General features: G+C 69.9%; 16 protein-coding genes. 4 read left to right on the top strand and 12 right to left on the bottom strand.

Annotation, left to right across the window (positions count from 1 at the left end; genetic code table 11):
• The first annotated feature begins 20 nt into the window (after positions 1–20).
• Positions 21–584, top strand: coding sequence for a tRNA (N6-threonylcarbamoyladenosine(37)-N6)-methyltransferase TrmO (gene tsaA, locus ACFCQI_RS09575; RefSeq protein ID WP_395116104.1), 564 nt, complete (start codon positions 21–23; stop codon positions 582–584).
• On the opposite strand, the gene ACFCQI_RS09570 is transcribed toward tsaA, so the two are convergent.
• Together ACFCQI_RS09570 and ACFCQI_RS09565 are read right to left on the bottom strand one after the other, a co-directional pair.
• Positions 579–824 carry a hypothetical protein gene (locus tag ACFCQI_RS09570; protein ID WP_395116102.1) on the bottom strand — a complete coding sequence of 82 codons (246 nt, stop codon included), beginning with the start codon at positions 822–824 and terminating at the stop codon, positions 579–581. The two genes, tsaA and ACFCQI_RS09570, sit on opposite strands and share 6 nt — an antisense overlap.
• A 318-nt stretch (positions 825–1,142) precedes the next feature.
• A complete protein-coding gene (locus tag ACFCQI_RS09565; RefSeq protein ID WP_395116100.1) occupies positions 1,143–2,837 on the bottom strand; it encodes a murein L,D-transpeptidase in 1,695 nt (564 codons plus the stop codon).
• Between the two features lie 148 nt (positions 2,838–2,985).
• Here ACFCQI_RS09565 and ACFCQI_RS09560 point away from each other — a divergent pair, with 148 nt between their 5' ends.
• On the top strand, positions 2,986–3,675 hold the full coding sequence (locus tag ACFCQI_RS09560; RefSeq protein WP_395116098.1) for a murein L,D-transpeptidase catalytic domain family protein: 690 nt from the start codon (positions 2,986–2,988) through the stop codon (positions 3,673–3,675).
• A 47-nt stretch (positions 3,676–3,722) separates the two neighbouring features.
• Here ACFCQI_RS09560 and ACFCQI_RS09555 read toward each other — a convergent pair whose 3' ends face one another.
• From ACFCQI_RS09555 to ACFCQI_RS09510, 10 genes are all read right to left on the bottom strand, one after another.
• On the bottom strand, positions 3,723–4,202 hold the full coding sequence (locus tag ACFCQI_RS09555; RefSeq protein ID WP_395116096.1) for a YbaN family protein: 480 nt from the start codon (positions 4,200–4,202) through the stop codon (positions 3,723–3,725).
• On the bottom strand, positions 4,199–5,965 hold the full coding sequence (locus tag ACFCQI_RS09550) for a diguanylate cyclase (protein ID WP_395116094.1): 1,767 nt from the start codon (positions 5,963–5,965) through the stop codon (positions 4,199–4,201). The genes ACFCQI_RS09555 and ACFCQI_RS09550 overlap by 4 nt, the downstream gene beginning before the upstream one ends.
• A gap of 164 nt (positions 5,966–6,129) precedes the next feature.
• Entirely contained in the window at positions 6,130–8,319 is a 2,190-nt protein-coding gene (locus tag ACFCQI_RS09545) for a M3 family metallopeptidase (protein ID WP_395116092.1), read from the bottom strand.
• Between the two features lie 93 nt (positions 8,320–8,412).
• Complete coding sequence (locus tag ACFCQI_RS09540) at positions 8,413–10,044, bottom strand: carboxylesterase/lipase family protein (protein WP_395116090.1); 1,632 nt, start codon at positions 10,042–10,044, stop codon at positions 8,413–8,415.
• Between the two features lie 73 nt (positions 10,045–10,117).
• On the bottom strand, positions 10,118–10,318 hold the full coding sequence (locus tag ACFCQI_RS09535; protein WP_395116088.1) for a hypothetical protein: 201 nt from the start codon (positions 10,316–10,318) through the stop codon (positions 10,118–10,120).
• A 367-nt stretch (positions 10,319–10,685) separates the two neighbouring features.
• The gene (locus ACFCQI_RS09530) at positions 10,686–11,453 is read right to left on the bottom strand and encodes a TerC family protein (RefSeq protein ID WP_395116086.1); all 768 of its coding nucleotides are present in this window, start codon (positions 11,451–11,453) and stop codon (positions 10,686–10,688) included.
• Positions 11,454–11,781: 328 nt separating this feature from the next.
• Entirely contained in the window at positions 11,782–12,708 is a 927-nt protein-coding gene (locus tag ACFCQI_RS09525) for a M14 family metallocarboxypeptidase (protein ID WP_395116084.1), read from the bottom strand.
• 67 nt (positions 12,709–12,775) lie between these two features.
• A complete protein-coding gene (locus tag ACFCQI_RS09520) occupies positions 12,776–13,402 on the bottom strand; it encodes an OmpH family outer membrane protein (protein WP_395116082.1) in 627 nt (208 codons plus the stop codon).
• Positions 13,403–13,497: 95 nt separating this feature from the next.
• Entirely contained in the window at positions 13,498–15,633 is a 2,136-nt protein-coding gene (locus ACFCQI_RS09515; RefSeq protein ID WP_395116080.1) for a beta-galactosidase, read from the bottom strand.
• Between the two features lie 33 nt (positions 15,634–15,666).
• Positions 15,667–17,004 carry an APC family permease gene (locus ACFCQI_RS09510; protein WP_395116078.1) on the bottom strand — a complete coding sequence of 446 codons (1,338 nt, stop codon included), beginning with the start codon at positions 17,002–17,004 and terminating at the stop codon, positions 15,667–15,669.
• A 93-nt stretch (positions 17,005–17,097) separates the two neighbouring features.
• Here ACFCQI_RS09510 and ACFCQI_RS09505 point away from each other — a divergent pair, with 93 nt between their 5' ends.
• Both ACFCQI_RS09505 and ACFCQI_RS09500 read left to right on the top strand, forming a co-directional pair.
• Positions 17,098–18,012, top strand: coding sequence for a RimK family alpha-L-glutamate ligase (locus ACFCQI_RS09505; RefSeq protein ID WP_395116076.1), 915 nt, complete (start codon positions 17,098–17,100; stop codon positions 18,010–18,012).
• A 25-nt stretch (positions 18,013–18,037) separates the two neighbouring features.
• Positions 18,038–19,354: a hypothetical protein gene (locus ACFCQI_RS09500; protein ID WP_395116074.1), complete on the top strand. Its 1,317-nt coding sequence runs from the start codon at positions 18,038–18,040 to the stop codon at positions 19,352–19,354.
• Positions 19,355–19,399 lie beyond the last annotated feature (45 nt).

Genomic DNA, 19,399 nt, shown 5'->3' with positions numbered 1-19,399 from the left:
CGAAGAGGGATAATGCCGCAATGAACACCCGCGCCGATACCTTCAGCGAATTGTCCTGCCGGCCGATCGCCTTCGTGCGTTCGCCCTACGCGCAGCGCATCGACGCGCCGCACCAGCCCACCGTGGTGGCCGGTACCGAAAGCGGGGCCGCAGTCGACGCGGTGATCGCGTTCGTGGCGGATTTTCCGGCGGCGGCCTGGCGCGACCTGGCCGGCTTCGAGCGGATCTGGCTGCTGTTCGCGTTCCACCGCAGCGAGGGCTGGAAGGCCGAGGTGCGCCCGCCGCGCGGCGGCGGCAAGCGCAGCGTGCTGGCCACGCGCTCGCCACACCGACCGAATGCGATCGGGCTGTCGGCAGTGGAGCTGGTGGCGGTGGAGGAAGGCGGGTTGCGCGTGCGCGGCGTCGACCTGCTGGACGGCACGCCGATCCTCGACATCAAGCCGTACGTGCCGTACGCGGATGCGTTTCCGGGTTCACGCGCGGGCTGGATCGACGCGATCGACGCGGCGCAGGGCCGGCATTCTGCGCCGGGGCCGCGCAAGCCGCGCACGCGGCCGCGCGGCGGGGACGTCAGCGGCTCATGAGCAGCTGCCGCAGCAGGTGCTGCCGCCGCTGACGTGGATCTGCCGCGGCTCGGACACGCGGCTGGCCTCGTAACCGGCCTCCTGCAGGGCGGTGATGACCTGACCGGAGGTCAACTGCGCCGCCACATCGATCTGTCCCGCGACGGGATCGCCGGTGACCTGTGCGTTGGCGTCATGGGCACGCAGGATGGCGGCGATGGCGCCGGTATCACCGGCAAGATCCTTCACTTGAAACAGCATCGGTACGGTCTCCAGGGTTGAGAGGCGGCACATCCGCCGGTGGCGATGATGGCGGCCGGCACGGCCCGGCGCCCTGACCGGGATCAGGGCAATCCCAGCCGGTGAGACCTGCGCCCGGCAAACTGCCCGGGCCGGCGCGGCTCGCTCCGTCGCCGGCGCCCGATGCATTGGCAGTGGATCGGTTCAGACCTTGGCCGCGCCCGGCACCCCCGTCGGCGCGGCTTTTTTTTCGTTCCGGGGAGCCTCGAACAGCTCGGCTTTTGCCCGTCACTCCAGCGAAAGCCGGGATGACGGACGTTCGAGGGATCTCGAGGTGCCTCAAGGCGGCGTCGCGGCCGCCGGCAACCACGGCGACACGCGCGGGCGCGCCAGCGCGGCGAGCAGTGGCGGGTCGCGCCGGTACACGTCGGGGCGGAAGCCGACCCGGCCGTCCTCGCGCAGGTCCACCGTCCAGTACGCCAGCAGCAGCGGCACCGGCCTGGGCAGCATCACGGTCTGCGTCTTCAGCGTGTCGATCGCGCGGTCGATGCCCGCGCGATTCCACTGCACCGGATCGTCCAGCAGCAGCTCGGCCAGTTCGCGCGGATGTTCCACCCGGATGCAGCCGGAGCTGTACGTGCGCTGCTCGCTGGCGAACAGTTCCTGGTGCGGCGTGTCGTGCATGTACACCGCGTAGTCGTTGGGGAAGCGGATCACCAGCCGGCCCAGCGAATTGCCCGGACCGGCGTCCTGGCGCAGCACGATGCCGCGCGGGTTGGCCCAGTTCACGCTGGCCGGCGACAGCTCGCGGCCCTGGCTGTCCAGCACGCGGATGCGGTTGGCGGCGAGGTAGCCCGGGTTCCTGCGCAGCTTCGGCAGGATGTCGTTCTTCAGGATGGTCGGCGGCACCGTCCAGGTCGGGTTGAGCGTGAGGTAGGTGATCTTCGACTTGAACACCGGCGTGCTGCGATACGGCTTGCCCACCTGCACGCGCGAACGCCATACCGGCTTGCCGTCCTTGTAGTAGGCGACCTGGTAGCCGGCGATGTCGACCACCACGAACTCGCCCTGCAGCTGGTGCAGCAGCCAGCGCGCGCGCTCCAGGTTCGCGCGCAGCTGCTCGATGCGCGTGGTGACCGGCACGTTCAACGCGGCCAGGGTGGCCTTGCCCAGGTGGCCGTCCGCGGCGAGGTAATGTTCGCGCTGGAATTGTTTCAGCGCAGCTTCCAGCGCCGGGGCGTACAGGTCATCCATGCCCTCGCCCACCGCAAAGCCGACCCGTTGCAGGCGCTCGCGCAGCGTCGGCACGCGCGGATCGTGGCTGCCCGGTTTCAGCGTGGGGCCGTCGGCGATCACGGGCCAGCCGCCCTGCGCCGCCACCCCGCGCAACTTCGCCAGCGCCGCACGCAGCTGGGCGTAGTACGGGTGCTGCGGCCGCGCCCGCGCGAACAGCTCGCCGATCGTGCCCTGCGCCAGCGCCTCGCGCACCGCCTGCAGGCCCCGCGCCCGATCGAGCTGGCGCGGGTCGAAGTTCCAGTGCGTGTCCAGCGTGGCCGGATCGACCTTGCCGCGATACAGGTGCAGCAACGCGGTGAAACAGGCGTCGGTGGCCAGCAGGTCGAACTGCGCGCGTTGCTGCGCGGTGGCCTGCGGGTCGTCCAGCACGTGGCGCCGACGTTGCAGTTCGTCCAGCGCGTAGTCCTGCGGGTCGAGGCCGTCGGCGGCCATGCCGCGCAGCGCGGCCAGCAACTGGTCGAGGTCGTCCGGTCGCGTCCATGCCGGCGCGAACCGGTTCTGCTCGTAGAACGCCGCCACCGCGGCGACCGGCGCCGCGGCCGTCGCGCCATCGGCCTGCGCGACGCGCCATTGCTCGATCCGTTCGCGGATCTGCTCGGCCACCGGGCCCGGCAGCGGGGCCACGGCTTGTTCCATGCCGACCGACTCGACTGCGGCCGGCTGTGCAGGCGCCGCGGCGACCGCCAGCCAGCCCAGCAAGGCGGCAGCGCAAACGGCGCGGGAAAAGCCGGACGACATGGAAAGTCCTGTGCGGGAGGATGCGACCAGTCATAGCACAACCGCCGGCCGGCGCAGGCGGGCGCGGCGACCGGTCGCACGGGACAGGTTCTTAACGATCGACTGCTAGCATCGACGCCTGTTCGCGCCCCAAGCCCAAGCCGTCCCGATGAGTCGACTGCGCCTCCTTGCCATCCTGCTGCTGCCGCTCTGTGGTACGGCGCACGCGACCGCGCCGACACTGCGCGACACGCTCAGCAAACTCGCGCCGCAGGCGAATCCGCAGGTGATCGCGCTGGCGCTGGCGGCCACCGACTGCGCCGCGGCGCAAGGCCAGCCGCCGCCCGCGCGACTGGCGGTGATCGACTATTCCCGGCCATCCACCGAGCCGCGGCTGTGGGTGTTCGACCTGGCCCGGCGCAAGCTGCTGTATCAGGAACTGGTGGCGCACGGGCGCAACACCGGCGAGAACCTGGCGAGCAGGTTCTCCAACGCGCCGGAAAGCCGGCAATCCAGCCTGGGCCTGTTCCGCACGCTGGACACCTACGCCGGCCGCAACGGCTACTCGCTGCGCCTGCAAGGGCTGGAGCCGGGTACCAACGACCGCGCACTGGCGCGCGCGCTGGTGATCCACGGTGCGGCTTACGTCAACCCGGCACTGGCCCGCGAGCAAGGCCGCATCGGTCGCAGCTACGGTTGCCCGGCGGTGCGCAGCGCGATCGCGCGACCGCTGATCGACGCGCTCAAGGGCGGCCAGTACGTGTTCTCCTATTATCCCGATGCCAGGTGGCTGGGCGCCTCGCCCTACCTCAAGTGCAGCGGCGGACTGGCGATGACGCCCGCGCTCGGCGCGCCTTGATCCATCCGCACGATTGCCCTCCCCGCGGAGCGCGCGGCGGGAAACTCTCACTCGCGAGTCTGCCGCAGGCTCGCGCCACCCTCGTCCGGCGTCACCGGCAGGCGCAGGATCAGCAGCCACAGCAGCACCACCAGCGCGGCCAGCAGCCACGGCAACCAGGCGTGCCCGCGGAACCACCAGATCGTGCCGGCCATCGACAGCGTGACCAGGCCCAGCGCCATCCAGCGCGCGCGCCGCGAAATGCTGCGATCGCGCTCCCACCGCGCGATCGCCGGACCCAACCGGGGCAGCGAGAGCAGCCAGCGATGCCAGCGCGGCGAGGCGCGCGACCAGCACGCGGCCGTCAGCAGCAGGAACGGCACGGTCGGCATCACCGGCAGCATCAGGCCGATCAGCCCCAGCAACAACGCCACTCCGCCGGCGATGAGCAGCAGCCAGCGCACCAGACCGGTGTGGCGGGGATGCGCGGGGTGCGGGTCGTGTCCACCGCCCTGTTCCGCCGGCTGCCCGCGATCGGACGACTTCACGTTGCGCGCTTCGGCCGGCCTTCGCGGGCCTTGTACAGACGCCGGTCGGCTTCGCCCAGCGCGGCTTCCAGCGAGGCGCCCGGCACCACCGTGGTCGCGCCCATGGTGAAGCCGATCGGCGCAGCGGCGCGATCGGCATCGAGCCGGTCGACCACGCCTTGCGTCAGCTCCTCGCCGGCACCGCGCAGCAACACCAGGAACTCGTCGCCGCCGAGGCGGATCACTGCATCCTGCGGCCGCACATGGTTGCGCAGGAACGTCGCCATGGCCACCAGCACCTCATCGCCGCGCGCGTGGCCATGGGTGTCGTTGACCTGCTTGAAATGGTCCAGGTCGAACACGATGCAGCCCCAGCCCGCGGCCGGGCCGGCCGTCAGCTCGGCCAGGTAGCGGCGATTGAAGCAACCGGTCAGTGCGTCGTGGATCGACCACTCGCGCAACTGGCTCTCCTGGCGGAAGCGCTCGGTGACGTCCAGCGCATGGCCCAGCACGTAGGGATCGTCGCCTTCGACGTCGTCGTCCAGCACGTTGTGGTACTGCCACACGTGTTCGCTGCCGTCCTTGGCGATCACCTGCAGCATGCCCGTGTCGCTGTCCTTGCGCATGATGCGCAGCAGATATTCGGCGAACCGCGGGCGCTGTTCGGCGCGCATGAAATCGGTCAGCGGGCGGCCGATCATCTCGCCCACCGAATAGCCCAGCGACTTGGCCGCCGCCGGGTTCACCGACAGCAGCACGCCCTCGTGGTCGTGCGTGCAGATCAGGCCGGGGCTGTACTGGAACAGCTTGCGGTAGCGGCGGTCGCTGGCCTCCAACGCCGCGATCGCGCGCCGCTGCAGGGTGATGTCCTGGAAAGCGCCGGCCAGCCGCAGCGGGGTGCCATCCTCGGCGCGTTCCACGATGCCGACCGCGCGCACCCAGATCCTCCGGCCAGTGGCGGTGGTCAGTGGCAGTTGCAGATCCCATCCCTCGCCGGTGTCGATGCTCTTGCGCACGGCCGCGTCGATCACCGGCCGCGCCCCCGCATCGTAGAAGCTCACCGCTTCTTCCAGGCTCGGGTGGAAACCCGGCGGCACGTCGTGCAGGCGGCAGGTCTGGTCCGACCAGGTGATCGCCTTGGTGGCCAGGTCCAGCTCCCAGCCGCCGGCGCCGAGCAGGCATCCGGTGCGTTCGAGCAGCGCTGCGTGGGTGCGCCGCTTCGGTTCCGTCTCGCGGGCCGACTCCGGCGGCTGCCGCAGCGACGGTGCCGCGCCGACCGGTGCGGGCTTGTTCCGGTGCGCGACCGGACGCGTTTCCAGCACCTGTGCCACCGCGCGGGCCAGTTGCCGCAGCGTCTCGTGTTGCCGCTCGTCGAGCGTACCCGGCACGCGATCGAGCACGCACAATGCGCCCGCCTTCGCGCTCTCGCCCGGTCTGATCGGCACGGCGACGAAGCAACGGATGCCCGCCGCGCCGGCAACCAGAGGATCGTCGGCACAGCGCGGATCGAGCCGTGCGTCGGGAATCGCCAGCACGCCGGAACTCGCCTTGGCCAGCACCCGCAGCACGCTCGGCTCGTCGATATCCGCCGCCGGCCCATGCACGGCGAGCCCGCGGCCGTCGGCATCGACCAGCACGATCAGCGCCAGCGCCCGCCCGCTCGCCGCCGCGGCGCTGCGTACGAGCGCATCGAACAGCGGCTCGGCGCGAGTATCCAGCGCACCCATGGCGCGCAGCGTCGCCAGGCGCAGCGTTTCGTCAGCGTGGTGGGAGGCAGCGGACATACGGGGCGGCAATCGGCTCGCGGGTCGGCACATCGTGTGGCCACCGTAGCAGTCCGCATCTGAATCGGCCACGCACGCGACCGCAGTTTCGGCGGCTGCCGCCACGAAAAAGCCGCCCGGATCGCTCCGGGCGGCTTCGTCATGCCGCCCTCAGGCGACGCGGGTCACTCGGCGCTGCCGTCCAGTCCGCGACGCTCCAGCAGCGGTTCGATCCGCGGCTCGTGGCCGGCGAAATCGCGGAACAGCTGCAGTGCATCCTTGCTGCCGCCCTGCGACAGCAGGGTCGCGCGGAAGCGGTCGCCGTTGGCCCGGGTCAGGCCGCCGTGGCTCTTGATCCACTCGACCGTGTTCGCATCCAGCACCTCGGACCAGATGTAGGCGTAGTAGCCGGCCGCATAGCCGCCCATGATGTGGCTGAAGTACGGCGTGCGGTAGCGCGGCGGCACCGGCGCGTAATCGGTGCCGTTGGCCTTCAGCGCGGCCGCCTCGAACGCCATCACGCCGCCGGCGTCGGGGATCTTGTCCGCGCCGAGCTGGTGCCAGCTCTGGTCGAGCATCGCCGCGCCCAGATACTCGGTGGTGGCAAAGCCCTGGTTGAACTTCGAGGTGGCCAGCACCTTGTCCAGCAGCGCCTTGGGCATCGGCGCGCCGGTCTGGTAGTGCCTGGCGTAGTTGGCCAGCACGCTGGACCAGTCGGCCCACATCTCGTTCACCTGCGAGGGGAACTCGACGAAGTCGCGCGGCACGCTGGTACCGCTGAAGCGCGGGTACTTCACGTTGGAGAACATGCCGTGCAATGCGTGGCCGAACTCGTGGAACGCCGTGGTCACCTCGTCCCAGGTCAGCAGGGTCGGGCCGCTGGTCGGCTTGGTGATGTTGAGGTGGTTGGCCACCACCGGCAGGTTGCCGGTGAGCCCGGACTGGTCCACGTAGGAGTTCATCCAGGCACCGCCGCGCTTGGACGGGCGCGCGTACATGTCGGCCAGGAAGATCGCCAGCTGGCTGCCGTCTTCATTGTAGACGTCGTACACCAGCACGTCGGGGTTGTAGACCGGCAGGTCGGTGCGCTGCTTGAACTTGAGTCCGTAGAGCTGGCCGGCGGCGTAGAACACGCCGTTCTCCAGCACGTTCTTCATCTCGAAGTAGGGCTTGAGCTGGCTCTCGTCGAAATTGTATTTGTCGGCGCGGACCTTCTCCGTGTAGTAGGCCCAATCCCACGGCTGCAGCGCGAACGTGGGCTGGCCCTTCGCCGCCTGTTCCTTGTCGATCATCGCCTGCAACGCGACGCCTTCGCGCCTGGCGTTGGCGACTGCCGCCGGCGCCAGCTTGCCGAGCATGGCGTTGACCGCTTCCGGCGTTTTCGCGGTCTGGTCGGCCAGCACGTAGGCAGCCCAGGTCGGGTAGCCGAGCATGCCCGCCTTCTCCGCACGCAGCTTCATCACCTGCGACACGATCGCGGTGTTGTCGTACGCGTTGCCGCGGCTGCCGCGGGTAATCGAGGCCTTGTACAGGCGCTCGCGCAGCGCGCGGTTCTCCAACTGCGCCAGCGGCGGCTGGCCGGTGGTGTTGAGCAGGGCGATCACGTACTTGCCATCGAGCCCCTTCGCCTTGGCGGCGGCGGCCGCGGCGTCGATCTGGGCGTCGGTGAGGCCGGCCAGTTCGGCGCGGCTGTCCACCACCAGCGCCGAGTCGTTGACCTCGGCCAGCACGTTCTGGGTGAACTTGGTGCCGAGCCTGGCCAGCTCGCCGTTGATCTGCTTCAGGTGCGCCTTGTCGGCGTCGGACAGCCTGGCGCCGGCCCGCACGAAATCGGTGTGGTAGCGCTCGATCAGCCGCACGCCCTGCGCATCCAGGCCCAGGCTGGCGCGCGCGTCGTACAGCTTCTGGATACGCGCGAAGAGCGCCGGGTCCAGCGTGATCGCGTCGCGGTGCGCGGCCAGCTTCGGCGCGTACTCGGCCTGCAGCTTCTTCAGCGCATCGTTGTTCTCGACCCCGGACAGGCTGAAGAACACGGTCGAGGTGCGCTGCAGCACGTCGCCGGATTTCTCCAGCGCGATGATGGTGTTGTCGAAGGTCGGCGCAGCGGGGTTGGCGCTGATCGCCGCCACTTCACGCAGCTGCTCAGCCATGCCGCGGTCGAACGCGGGCGCGTAGTCGCTGTCCTTGATCCTGTCGAACGCGGGGTAGTGCAGCGGCAGCGTGCTTTCGGCGAAGAACGGATTGGCGCGGACGTCGGCAGCCGCCGCGTGGGAGGCGTGTGCGCCGGCGTGCTGCTTGTCCGCCGCGGTGTCGGCATAGGCCGCCATGGAGCTGGTCAACGCGATCGTCATCGCCAGGGAAAGGGTGGGCTTCATCAAGGTCTGCTCGACGTGGGGGAACCCCGATCCTACCCAAAGCCTGTGCCACGCACCCATGACTAAAGCCATGGGTGAACACCGCGAGATCCGCTACAACGGGTCCGCATGCGTGGCGAAGAAAGCCTGCAGGAACGCTTGCCGCGCCGCCCCGTGGTCGACCTCGGTACGGCAATGCGCCGCAATCACCTGGCGCAGCAGTCCGCCAGCGGATTCGCGCACCGCGGGCCAGGGCGGCAGGTCCGCGCCGTTGGGATCGCCGGTCTTGATGAACTGTGCAAAGTAGCCTTCCATCGTGGCGGACGCGGCGCGGTCGGCAGCCGTCCACGCGTAGACCGGATTGCCCGCCAGGTTGCCCAGCGCGTACTCGATCTCGCCGCTGTGCACGGCGCCGGGATCGGGCGTTTCACCCGGCGCCGGCGCCAGCTTGGCCGGGCGCGGCTGGTCGAAATAATAGAAATACACCGGCGCGCCGCCGTGGCGGCGCTGCAGGTCCATCCAGCGCCAGGTGGTGTGCGCGATGAACATGTCGCCGGCCAGCGCGGTGGCGGAGGATTTCACCTGCGTCGCGTCGTCGCCGGGGTACAGCGCCAGTGCGTGCGCCGCCTGCGTGCCGAACAGCCGCCTCAGCGCTGCGCGGTAATTGGCAGGGGTCGGCGGCTGATCTTTCAGGATCGCGGTGTAATGGTCCTCCTGCGAATTGCTCCCCAGCAGCAGCGGCACCGGCGCCTGCCCGCCGCGGGCCATGGTGGCCGCGGGCGGCTCGCGCAGGAACCAGCCGTCGAGATTCGCGTCGGCGTCGCCGTGCTGCTCGCGCGTGGCCTGCAGCAGGCGATCGGCCGGCAACGCACGCAGCGCGGTCAGCGAGTCGGCGCCGAGACGCTGCGCGAACGCCTCGCCGCGGCGCTCCATCGTCGCCAGCGGCACCGGCGCGATCGGCGCGATCAGGGCGCCGCTTTCGCCGATCGCGCGGGCAAACAGCCCGCGCGACAGCGGCGAGGTCATCAGCGCGCTCACCGCGATCGAACCGGCCGACTCGCCGGCGATCGTCACCTGCGCCGGGTCGCCGCCGAAAGCGGCGATGTTGTCGCGCACCCAGCGCAGCGCGGCGACCTGGTCGAGCAAGCCGTAGTTGCCCGCCGCGTGCTGCGGCGATTCGGCAGCGAGGGCCGGCGTGGCGAAGAAGCCGAATACGCCCAGGCGATAGTTCACCGTCACCGTGACGATGCCGCGGCTGGCCAGGCTGGCGCCGTCGTAGCGCGGCTCCGAGCCGTCGCCGGCAACGAACCCGCCGCCGAAGAAATACACCAGCACCGGCAACCTGGCGGTTGCGCCTGCAGGCTTCCACACGTTGAGGTAGAGACAGTCCTCGCCCATCCCGGCGGAGCGGAACCGCATGTCGCCGAACAGCGGCAGCTGCATGCAGCGCGGGCCGAAGCGCGTCGCCTGGCGCACGCCGCTCCAGGCCGGAGCGGGTTGCGGCGGTTTCCAGCGCAGCGCACCGATCGGCGGCGCGGCGTACGGAATACCCTGGAACTCTTCCAGCGCCATGCCGTTCGCCTTCGCAAGCTTGCCTTCGATCCTGCCATCGGCCAGTGACACGCGAGGCGGAGGCAGCGGGGCAGCGGCGTGAGCCGCGAAGGCGGCGAGGCCGATCACCCCGGCGAGGATGCTGGCGAGCAGGCGCGCCTTCCGCGGCGCGGGTGATGCAGTCGGATCGAACATCGTGGCGGCCCGTGAATACCTGCCTTGCAGCCTAGGCGCCGGCCTGGTCGATGTCATCCCTGGGCGCAGCGCCTCAGACCTCGTCCGCGCCGCACACATCCATCGCAACCGGCTTGGCGCAATCGGCCTGCACGGCGACCGCGGGTGCGGCACGGCGCGCGCTGGCCTGCTGCGACGACGACGGGCTGGCGGCCAGCATTGCCCCCATCACCAGCACGCAGACGCTGGAGCAGGCAACGAACAGCATGGTCAGAAAGATGGATTCGAATTTCATGACGCGTTCTCCGATTGAACAGAAAGTCCCTGTGCTGTCCATGGAGCAATCGCCGTGCCAACCCGAAAATTTGTTCCAAGCTTTTGATTTACTTTATGTTTGATGTCGATTGCCGCTGCGGACGGCTGTCCGCGGACAGCGTCGCCCGTGCGGCCGGACAACGGTTCAGCCCGCTGCGTCCGCGAGGTTGCACACGGGCGCACCGGCCAGTCACACTCCATTAACATACCGCTTAGTACATTATCCCCATGTCGTGAGACACGCTTCCCACCGTGCGGCGAGGCTCCCCCTCCTCCTCCGCACCCGACACAGATGGACCCCCAACCCGCAGACTCCCCTCTGCGGGTTTTTTTTCGTGCCTGTGCCGCTACTCGCCCGGTGCGTACTTTTCGTGCAGCGCCACCGGCGCCACCGGGCGCTGCGTGCGCCGGCGGATCGCCAGGTTGATCAGCTCCACGAACACCGAGAACGCCATCGCCGCGTACACGTAGCCCTTCGGGATGTGCTGGCCGAAGCCGTCCGCCATCAGCACCAGGCCGATCATGATCAGGAAGCTCAACGCCAGCACCTTGACCGTGGGGTGGCGCTCGACGAACTCGCCCAGCGGCCTGGCGAACATCAGCATGAACACGATCGAGGCCAGGATCGCGGTGACCATCACCCAGCGCTGATCGACCATGCCCACGGCGGTGATGATCGAGTCCAGCGAGAACACGATGTCCAGCAGCATGATCTGCACGATCACGCCGCCGAAGGTGGCCGTCGCCGCGGCCGCGCCGCCGATGCTGACGTGCTCGGTGGCGCCCTCCAGCTTCTGGTGGATCTCGTGGGTCGCCTTGCCGATCAGGAACAGGCCGCCGCCGATCAGGATCAGGTCGCGCCACGAGAAAGCGTGGCCGAACAGCTCGAACAGCGGCGCGGTGAGTCCGACGATCCAGGCAATCGCCAGCAACAGGCCCAGCCGCGACACGGCCGCCAGCATGATGCCCAGGCGCCGCGCCTTGTCGCGTCGTTCCGGCGGCAGCTTGCCGGCCAGGATCGAGATGAAAATGATGTTGTCGATGCCCAGCACCAGCTCGAGCGCGGTCAGCGTGGCGAGGGCGATCCAGATTTCGGGGTTGGCCAGTTGTTCCATGGGTGGTCTCTATCGAAGGGGCGCCGGCCGGAAAGCATCCTGGCCCGCGGAAACGGCGAAGGCGCGCAAGCGCGCTTCACGATGGGTTCTGGACGCCAAAGGGCGGGTTGATGCTCCGGTGAGGCTTTGGGGCCACGGCGGAAAGGCATCTTTGCAGGACGCACCTTCGCCGTGGGACGGCGAAGGTCTTGCTCGCAAATGGCTGTGCCATTTGCTGCTGCACCGGGGCGCAAGGCCCGTCATGACGGCGACAGCGATCGGGAGCTACTCCCCTTCAGCGGTCGATGCTAGCACAGCCTCGGCGCGTGACCACGCCGGGCGGTCGGCGTCAGCCGGCCGGATGCGCCAGCGCAAAGTCGATCGCTGCCACCACCGCCGCCACCTGGGCGTCGTTGCATTGCGCGGGCGTGGCGCGCGGGCTGTCGGGGTAGACCTCGGTGGTGGTCTTGAACGGCGCGGCGGTGATGCCGGCGCACAGGCCGAGCCGGCCGTAGTCGTATTCGATCACGCCATGCGCCACCACCGGCGAGCCGATGATGGTGCCGTCGGGGTCGGCCGGCGCGATATGGGTGACCTTGGCCACCGCGGCAATGATCGCCTGCTGGAACGCGGGCTGCGGCTGCGCGCTGTCGGCGCACAGGTAGAAGCCATCGGGAATCGTGCCGGGTTCGAACGGCTTGCCGTCGCGGGCCGCCAGGGCCGGGCGGAACTCGGCCTCGTCGCTGTCGGTGGTTTCGTGCAGATCGATGTGCATCAGCACGCGCTCGCGCAGCGGCGCCACCAGCGCCATCAGCGCAGCCGATTCCTGTGCCGGGCTGTGCGCATGGAACGAGCGGTTGGGATCGAGCGCAGCAGCATTCCAGCGCTGGATGCGTTCGTAGCCCCACGGGCTCACGCACGGCACCACCAGCAGGTTGGCCCGGCCGGCGAGGTCTGCCGCGTGCTGCTCGGCGAATTGCAGCGCACCGTGCACGCCACTGGTTTCGTAGCCGTGGACGCCGCCGGTGACCAGCATTACCGGCAGCTCGTCGCGCCAGGATGCACTGCGCAGGGCGTACAGCGGATGGCGTGCGTCGGGATAGGCCAGCTCACCGTACGGTGCCACCGCCCAGTGCGCGCGCAGCGCGTCGATCCGGCGCAACACGTCATCCGCGTAGCTGCGCTGCACACGCTGGCGCGAGCGCCATGCCTCGCGTTCGGCCTCGCCCCAGGGCTGGAGCGCCGTGCCTACGGGATAGAAGCTGGACTGGTTCATCGTGGTTCCGTGCGTGGGCGACGGGAAGCCGGCGGCCGCGCCGCCGGTCCCGATGACCTGGGGACGCTTACTTCGCGCCGCCGTTCGCGGCACCCTTGGCCGGCAGCGGTTCGAGGTTGAAGCTGATCGTGGTGAGCTTGGCGTCCAGACCCTGCACGACGTCGCTGGTCAGGTCGTTGCTGGTGTTGCCGCCGAGCACCGCGTCGCGGTTGAGCAACAGGCCGCACTGGTGCTTCTTGTAGCTGGCGGCAACCACCGGCTGCGCTTCCTGGCCGATCCGCTGCATCACCTTGGCGCGGGTGAGCTGGATGCGCTCGTTCTGCTCGCCGGCCTGCGACTGGAAGGTCTGCATGCGCTGCTGCAGCGCCGCGCCCTGCTGCTTGCGCTGGTCCTCGGTGAGCGAGGCGGCCTTTTGCTGGAAGGCCTGGATGTCCGCATCCAGCGGCTTGCGCTGGTTCGACAACTGGCTGTTCGCCTGCTCGGCCAACTGGCCCAGCCGCTCGCTGGCGGCCTTGCCGACCTTGGACTGCGCGAACACGGCCTCGCGCGAGAGCATGCACACGCCGGCCACCGCGTTGCCGCCGAGCTCGTCGGCGGCTTGCGCGCTCTGGGCGTGCGCCCCCTGGACGGGAACGACGGACAAACCGGTGGCGAGGGCGAGCGCGGCAGCGAGCGTGAGACGAGGCAGGTTCATGGTGGCGGTTCCGGATGAATTGAGGTCACGAGTTCAGCCGACCACATGCCGGCTGCGTGGTTCCCCAGCATAGCCGATCGCGCGCGCGTCGCGATTCAGCGCCCGTTCGGGGCACCCCGCGGCGGCGCCGCCACGCTCCGGTTGGCTGCACGCACCGCCTGCACGAAGCCGCCGAACGGAATGTCGGTGATGCCGACCAGGCCGATGTGGCTGTTCTCGCCGTCGAGCAGACGACCGGCGAGCGGCTGATCGGCGTACTCGAACCAGTGCGCGCCAACCACCAGCGGGTTCGTCGTGGCGGCGGCTAGATAGCGCGCGTAGGCCGCGCCGCGTGCGGCCTCGTCGGCCACCGGCACCACGCCCGCACCGAACGGGCCGCGGTCGTTCGATCCGAAATGGAATTCGCCGAGCAGCACCGGCCGATCCAGCGTCCGCATCAACGCCATGTCGACGTGATGCTGCGGCAGGTCGGCATAGGCGTTGAAGCTGACCACGTCGCAATACCGCGCGCAGGCGGCGACGGCCTCGGGCGTGTACACCGCGAAGCGTCCGCCCAGAAACAGGTGATGCGGATCGTGGCGGCGGAGCGCCGCGGCCACGATGCGGAAATAGGCGTCGGCGTAGCGGCGCAGCCAGTGGCTGTAGTCGCGGGCGAGTGCCGGATGCGCCTCGTTCGGCGCCGGCGCCGCATAGCCGGTGGCCTGCAGCGCATCCCATGAACGCAGCTCGATGCCCCAGGCTTCACCCAGCGCCTGCGGCGTGGCGTACTGCTGGCGCAGCATCGCGACGAAAGCCTGCTTGGCCGGGCTGCGCGCGTCGCCGGCGAGCGTGCCCCGCGCCAATCCCCAACGCCCTTGCGGTCCTTCGCCGGCCCACGCCAGCTCGTTGTCGGCGAAGTAGCCGAGCAGCCACGGATCGTCGGTCACCCCCGCGCTGGCCTTCGTCACCGCCGCCTCGGTGGCGACGGCAAAGCGCGGATCGAACGGATCGGGCATGCGGCCCCAGTAGTCGTAGCCGCTGGCGACGTCGGCATAGTCGCCGGCGATGTTGATCGAACGCGTATACGGCAGGCGATGCGCGGCACCCAGCGCGGCATCGCTCCAGTTGCCGAGGGTGTTGAAGCCCCAGGCCTGCAACCGATCCAGCGTGCGCTTGCGCCAGGCGGCCAGCCAGTCGCTGCCGTCGATCCGGTGGAGATTGGCTGCGTAGAAATCGAACCAGCGGCCGTGGTTGTACGCGATGCCCTGGCTGGCGCCCTCGCCCGGGCGCCGGCTGTCGCTGCGTCCGTAAAAGGCCGCCCATTCGCCGCGATCGGGCGGCAGGTCGTCGAACATGAACTCGCGACTCTCCACGTAGCTGCGCCCGCCGCCGGCGTTGACCGCATTGACGCCCAGCGAGAAGAACGCGTGGCCGTCGGGCGTCACCAGCCACCAGCGACCGCCCCGCTTTTGCACGTGGAACCAGCCCGTGCGATCCAGCGCCTGGCCTGGCTGTCCACCGTAGGCATCGGCGGCCGGGGCCGCGCTGCCCGCATCCGCGTGCACCGCCGCGCGCAAGGCGGCATCGGAGCCGATCTTCTCCGGCCACTGCGCGCGGGTGGATTGCCCGTAACGATCGACGATGCCGGCGTAGGCCGCGTGCACGGTCGGCTCACCCGGCCGCGTGCTGATGCCGCCGAGCAGCAGTGTCTGTTCCGCTTGCGGCGAGGGGATGCCGAGGCGGATGGCTTGCACGCGGCGCCGGTCCAGCGCGCCACGCACGGTGGTCGCCAGCAACACCTTGTGACCACCATCATCGAACGGCATCGGCGGGCCGACCTGCATGCCCTGCGCGCGCGGCGAGCTGGCGCGCAGCGGCACCACCAGCGTCTGCGCCGGTCCCGGCGGCAAGCCCACGCGCGCCTGCAGGCGCCGGCCGGCGCTGTCGATCTCCACATCGAGCGTGACCGCCCACGGCATCGCGTTCTGCACGCGCAGGTGCAGCTCGCCCTGGTCCGACCAGTCCCACGTCCCGCTGCGCGGCACGAGCACGATCGACGGCTGCGCCGCCGGTGCGAAGGTGTAGCGGCGCTGGGCCACGCCGTCAGCGGCGTGCTCGACACCGCCTACCTGTCGAACCTGCTCCAGCTGGAGGGTGCCGACGACCTCGCGGCGCGCCGCATCCATGCCCGCGGCATGGCCGGCGCCCAGCAGGGCCAGGCCGAAGCAAGCCATCCACACACGCACGTTCATCGGCGTCCCCGCCGGCAGCAACCCGCCGCCAGCCTACGCCAGCGGATGCCGGCGCACCCAGCGCTGCCAGCCGTAGTACACCGGCACGCCCAGCGCGATGATGACCAGGCTCATGCCGGCATCGCGCGGCGCGTGGATCGCGCTGGCGACGATCACGCCGAACACGGTGACGACGAAGATCAGCGGCAGCAGCGGGTAGAACGGCACCCGGTATGGCGCCGGCTCGTCGATGAAATGCTTGCGGTACCAGAACAGCGTGCCGATGCCGAACACGTGGCCCAGCCACTCGCCGACCGTGGTGTAGTTGAGCAGTTGGCCGAAGGTGCCGGACAGCGCCAGCACCACCGCCCACGCCCCGAGCACGGCCAGCGCCACCTGTGGTGCACGGGTGCGCGGGTCGACCCGCCCCGCGGCGCGGAAGAACACCCCGTCGGCACCCATCGTCTGCAGCACGCGCGCACCACCGGCCACCGCGATCGCGCAATAACCGAACGTGGAGCAGGCGATGCCGACCGCGATCACGGTGGCGCCGCGCTCGCCGAACAGGCGGCGCAGCAGGTCCGCCGCCGGCGCGTCGCTGGCGGCGAGGCCGGCATGCCCCAGGCCGGAGAGATAGGCGCAGTTGGCCAGCAGGTAGCAGATCACCACGCCGGTCATGCCCATGCCCAACGCGCGCGGCAGGGTGCGCTGCGGATTGCGCACCTCCCCGGCCAGGTCGTTGAGGTAGTGGAATCCGCCATAGGAAAACAGCACCGGCAGCAGCGCACCGGCGAACGCCCACGGCGAGGCTGGCGTGGCCGGCTGGCCGATCAGCGCCACGCCCAGGTGTTCGTGCGCCAGCACCAGGCCGGTGATCACCAGCAGCGCGATCGCCAGCAGCTTGAGCACGGTGAACACGTTCTGCAGCCAGGCGCCGGCGCGAATGCCGAACAGGTTGATGCCCACGATGAACACGATCGCGCCCACCGCCACCGGCTTCACGTAACCCTGCCCGCCAAGCCCCAGCGCGCTGCACAGGTATTCGGCGAACATCGTCGCCACTGCCGCCACGCTGCCGGGATAGTTGATCAGCGCCATCGTCCAGCCGAACAGGAACGCCGGCATCAGGCCGAACGCCTCGCGCAAGTAGACGTAGATGCCGCCCGCCTGCGGCCGCCGCGCGCCCAGTTCGGCGTAGCACAGCACGCCGGCCAGGGTCAGTCCGCCGCCGATCGCCCACAGGATCAGCAGTTCAACGCCCGATGACGTATGCCGCGCCACCGTCGACGGGGTGAGGAAAATGCCCGCACCGATGACGCCGCCGATGACGATCATCGCGGCGTCCCAGGTGTTCAGGCGGCGGGCGTAGGCATTGGCGGGTTCGGTCAGCACGCCGGCTACCTTGCCATTGTCGGGGACGCTTTCACCAGTCCCGTCTGGCACGGGACCGCGCGCAACGCCGGCCAGCGCTGCTAGATTGCGCCGATGCCGTTGCCCGATCACCCCGCCCGACTCGCCCTCGCCACCTGTGCCGCGCGCCCCTGGATCGACCCGGACGACGCGCACCTCGCCGCCACGCTGGCGCAACTCGGCGTACCGCCGACGGTGTGCGTGTGGAACGACGCGCAGGTCGACTGGTCGGCATTCGACCTGGTGCTGATCCGCACGATCTGGGACTACCACAAGCACCCCGCGGCGTTCGGGCAATGGCTGGATCGCCTCGACCGGCTCGGCGTCGCCACGTTGAACGACAGCCGCCTGCTGCGCTGGAACAGCGACAAGCGCTACCTGTTCGAACTCGCGCGCCTGGGCGTGGCGACCATCCCGACCCGGCTGGCGCACGGCGGCGAACTGGCGCGCGTGCTGGCGTCGATGCCCGGCGCGTCGGTGGTGGTCAAGCCGACGATCAGCGGCGGCGCGTGGCAGACCCTGCGTGGCGAGGTCGGCGACGATGCGTTCGCCGCGGCCGTGGCGCAGTTGCCGACGGTGCTGGATTACCTGGTGCAGCCGTACCTTTCCGAAATCGCCGGCGCCGGCGAGTGGTCGTTGCTGTATTTCGGCGGCGAGTACAGCCACGCCGTCATCAAGCGCCCCGCCGCGGGCGACTACCGCGTGCAGGACGAACACGGCGGCCGCAGCGAACCGGCGGTGCCCGATGCCGCGACGCGCGCCGCGGCCGGGCGCGCCCTGGCCGCGCTCGCTGTCGCGGGCCACGACGTGCCGGCGTATGCGCGGGTGGATGGCGTGGTCAGCGGCGGGCGTTTCGTGCTGATGGAACTGGAGCTGATCGAACCGTCGCTGTTCCTCGCCGGGCAACCGCAGGCGGCCGAGCGCTTCGCGCACCTGCTGGCCAACCATCCTGCGCTTCGGCGTGCCGCGCTATCTTCGCCCAGCCATTGAGGCCAACCACCGGAAACCTTGCTGCATGACCGTCAACGATCCGTCCACCGAGTCCGTGCAGGAAGCCGATGCGCTGCCTCGCCACACCACGCCGACCTGGGAGGTCGAACTGCTGATCTCCGGCGTGGCGGTATTCGCCATGCTGCAGCTGCCGGGCTGGCTGGACGATCGCATGTATGCGCTGATTCCGCGCTTCAACGAGGCCACGGTGGCGGCGCTCATCACCGTGTTCGTCTACCTGAAATCGGCGGCGCTGATCCTGGCGATCACCTTCACCCTGCACCTGATCCTGCGCGCGCAGTGGATCGCCCTGGTCGGCCTGCACTCGGTGTTCCCCGAAGGCGTGCACTGGGAACGCCTGCGCATGGGCCCGGTGCGACGCGCCCTGGAACAGCAGCGCCTGGCGCCGGCCGGCATCGGCATCGAGCGCGCGGACAATCGCGCCACGGTGGTATTCGCGCTGGGCGTGATGCTTGGCATCCTGCTGCTGGTGATCTGTCTCGTCGCCAGCGTCGTGTTCGGCGTCACCGGAACGCTGCAGCGGGCGTTCGACCTCCGCGTCGACCTGTTCGACTTCGTGCTCCCCGTCTTTGCCGCGGTGATGCTTCCGTTCCTGGTGGCGCACCTGATCGATCGCCGGTTCGGCAGCCGGCTGGCGCCGACAGGCCGGCTGCGGCGCGTTCTGGGGGCGACCTTGCGGTTCTACGCGCGAATCGGCGTCGGCCGCACCCAGTACGTCTGGTTGCTGGTCTCCAGCCGCATCGGCGAAGTCCGCTTCGTGCTGCTCGTCTGGCTGATCGTCGCGCCCACGGCGATCTTCGGGGCGCTGACCCTGCTGCCTTCGGGCTCTCCCTACCGATTGGGCGAGTACGCGGCCTTCCCGTACCTTGCCAACGGCAGCCATGCGATCAATGCCGCCTACTACGACGACCAGCGCGACCTGATCCGCGACCCCGCCGTGCCCTACATCCAGAGCGCCGTCATCGACTCGCCGTATCTCCGGCTGGTCGTGCCCTACCAGCCCGGCCGCGACGCTGCGGCCCTGCGGCGGCAGTGCGCGGCGGGGCTCGACATGACAGAAGCGCAGGCCCGCGCCGAACACACGCTCGACTGCCTGGGCAAGCTGCACGCGGTGACCCTGGACGGCAAGCCCGTGGCCGGCCTGCGCTACGAAACCGGCAGCGACGCGCGGGCACGACGGCCGGCGCTGGTGGCGATGATCGACGTGCGCCCGCTCGCGCCCGGCCGCCACGAACTGCGGGTGGCCAACGCGCCACCCGCGCCCGGCCGCAAGCCGGAACGCGACCCGATCGACGAGTACGTGATCCCGTTCTGGCGCTGAACGCCCGGGCGAGGCTGCGTACAATGCCAAGGCCCCCAGCACGCC

The organism is Rhodanobacter sp. FW102-FHT14D06 (assembly GCF_043950705.1).
In the GTDB taxonomy this organism is placed as follows: domain Bacteria; phylum Pseudomonadota; class Gammaproteobacteria; order Xanthomonadales; family Rhodanobacteraceae; genus Rhodanobacter.
Note: the sequence above shows the minus strand (reverse complement) of the source record. Positions and strands in the feature narration are given on the sequence as shown.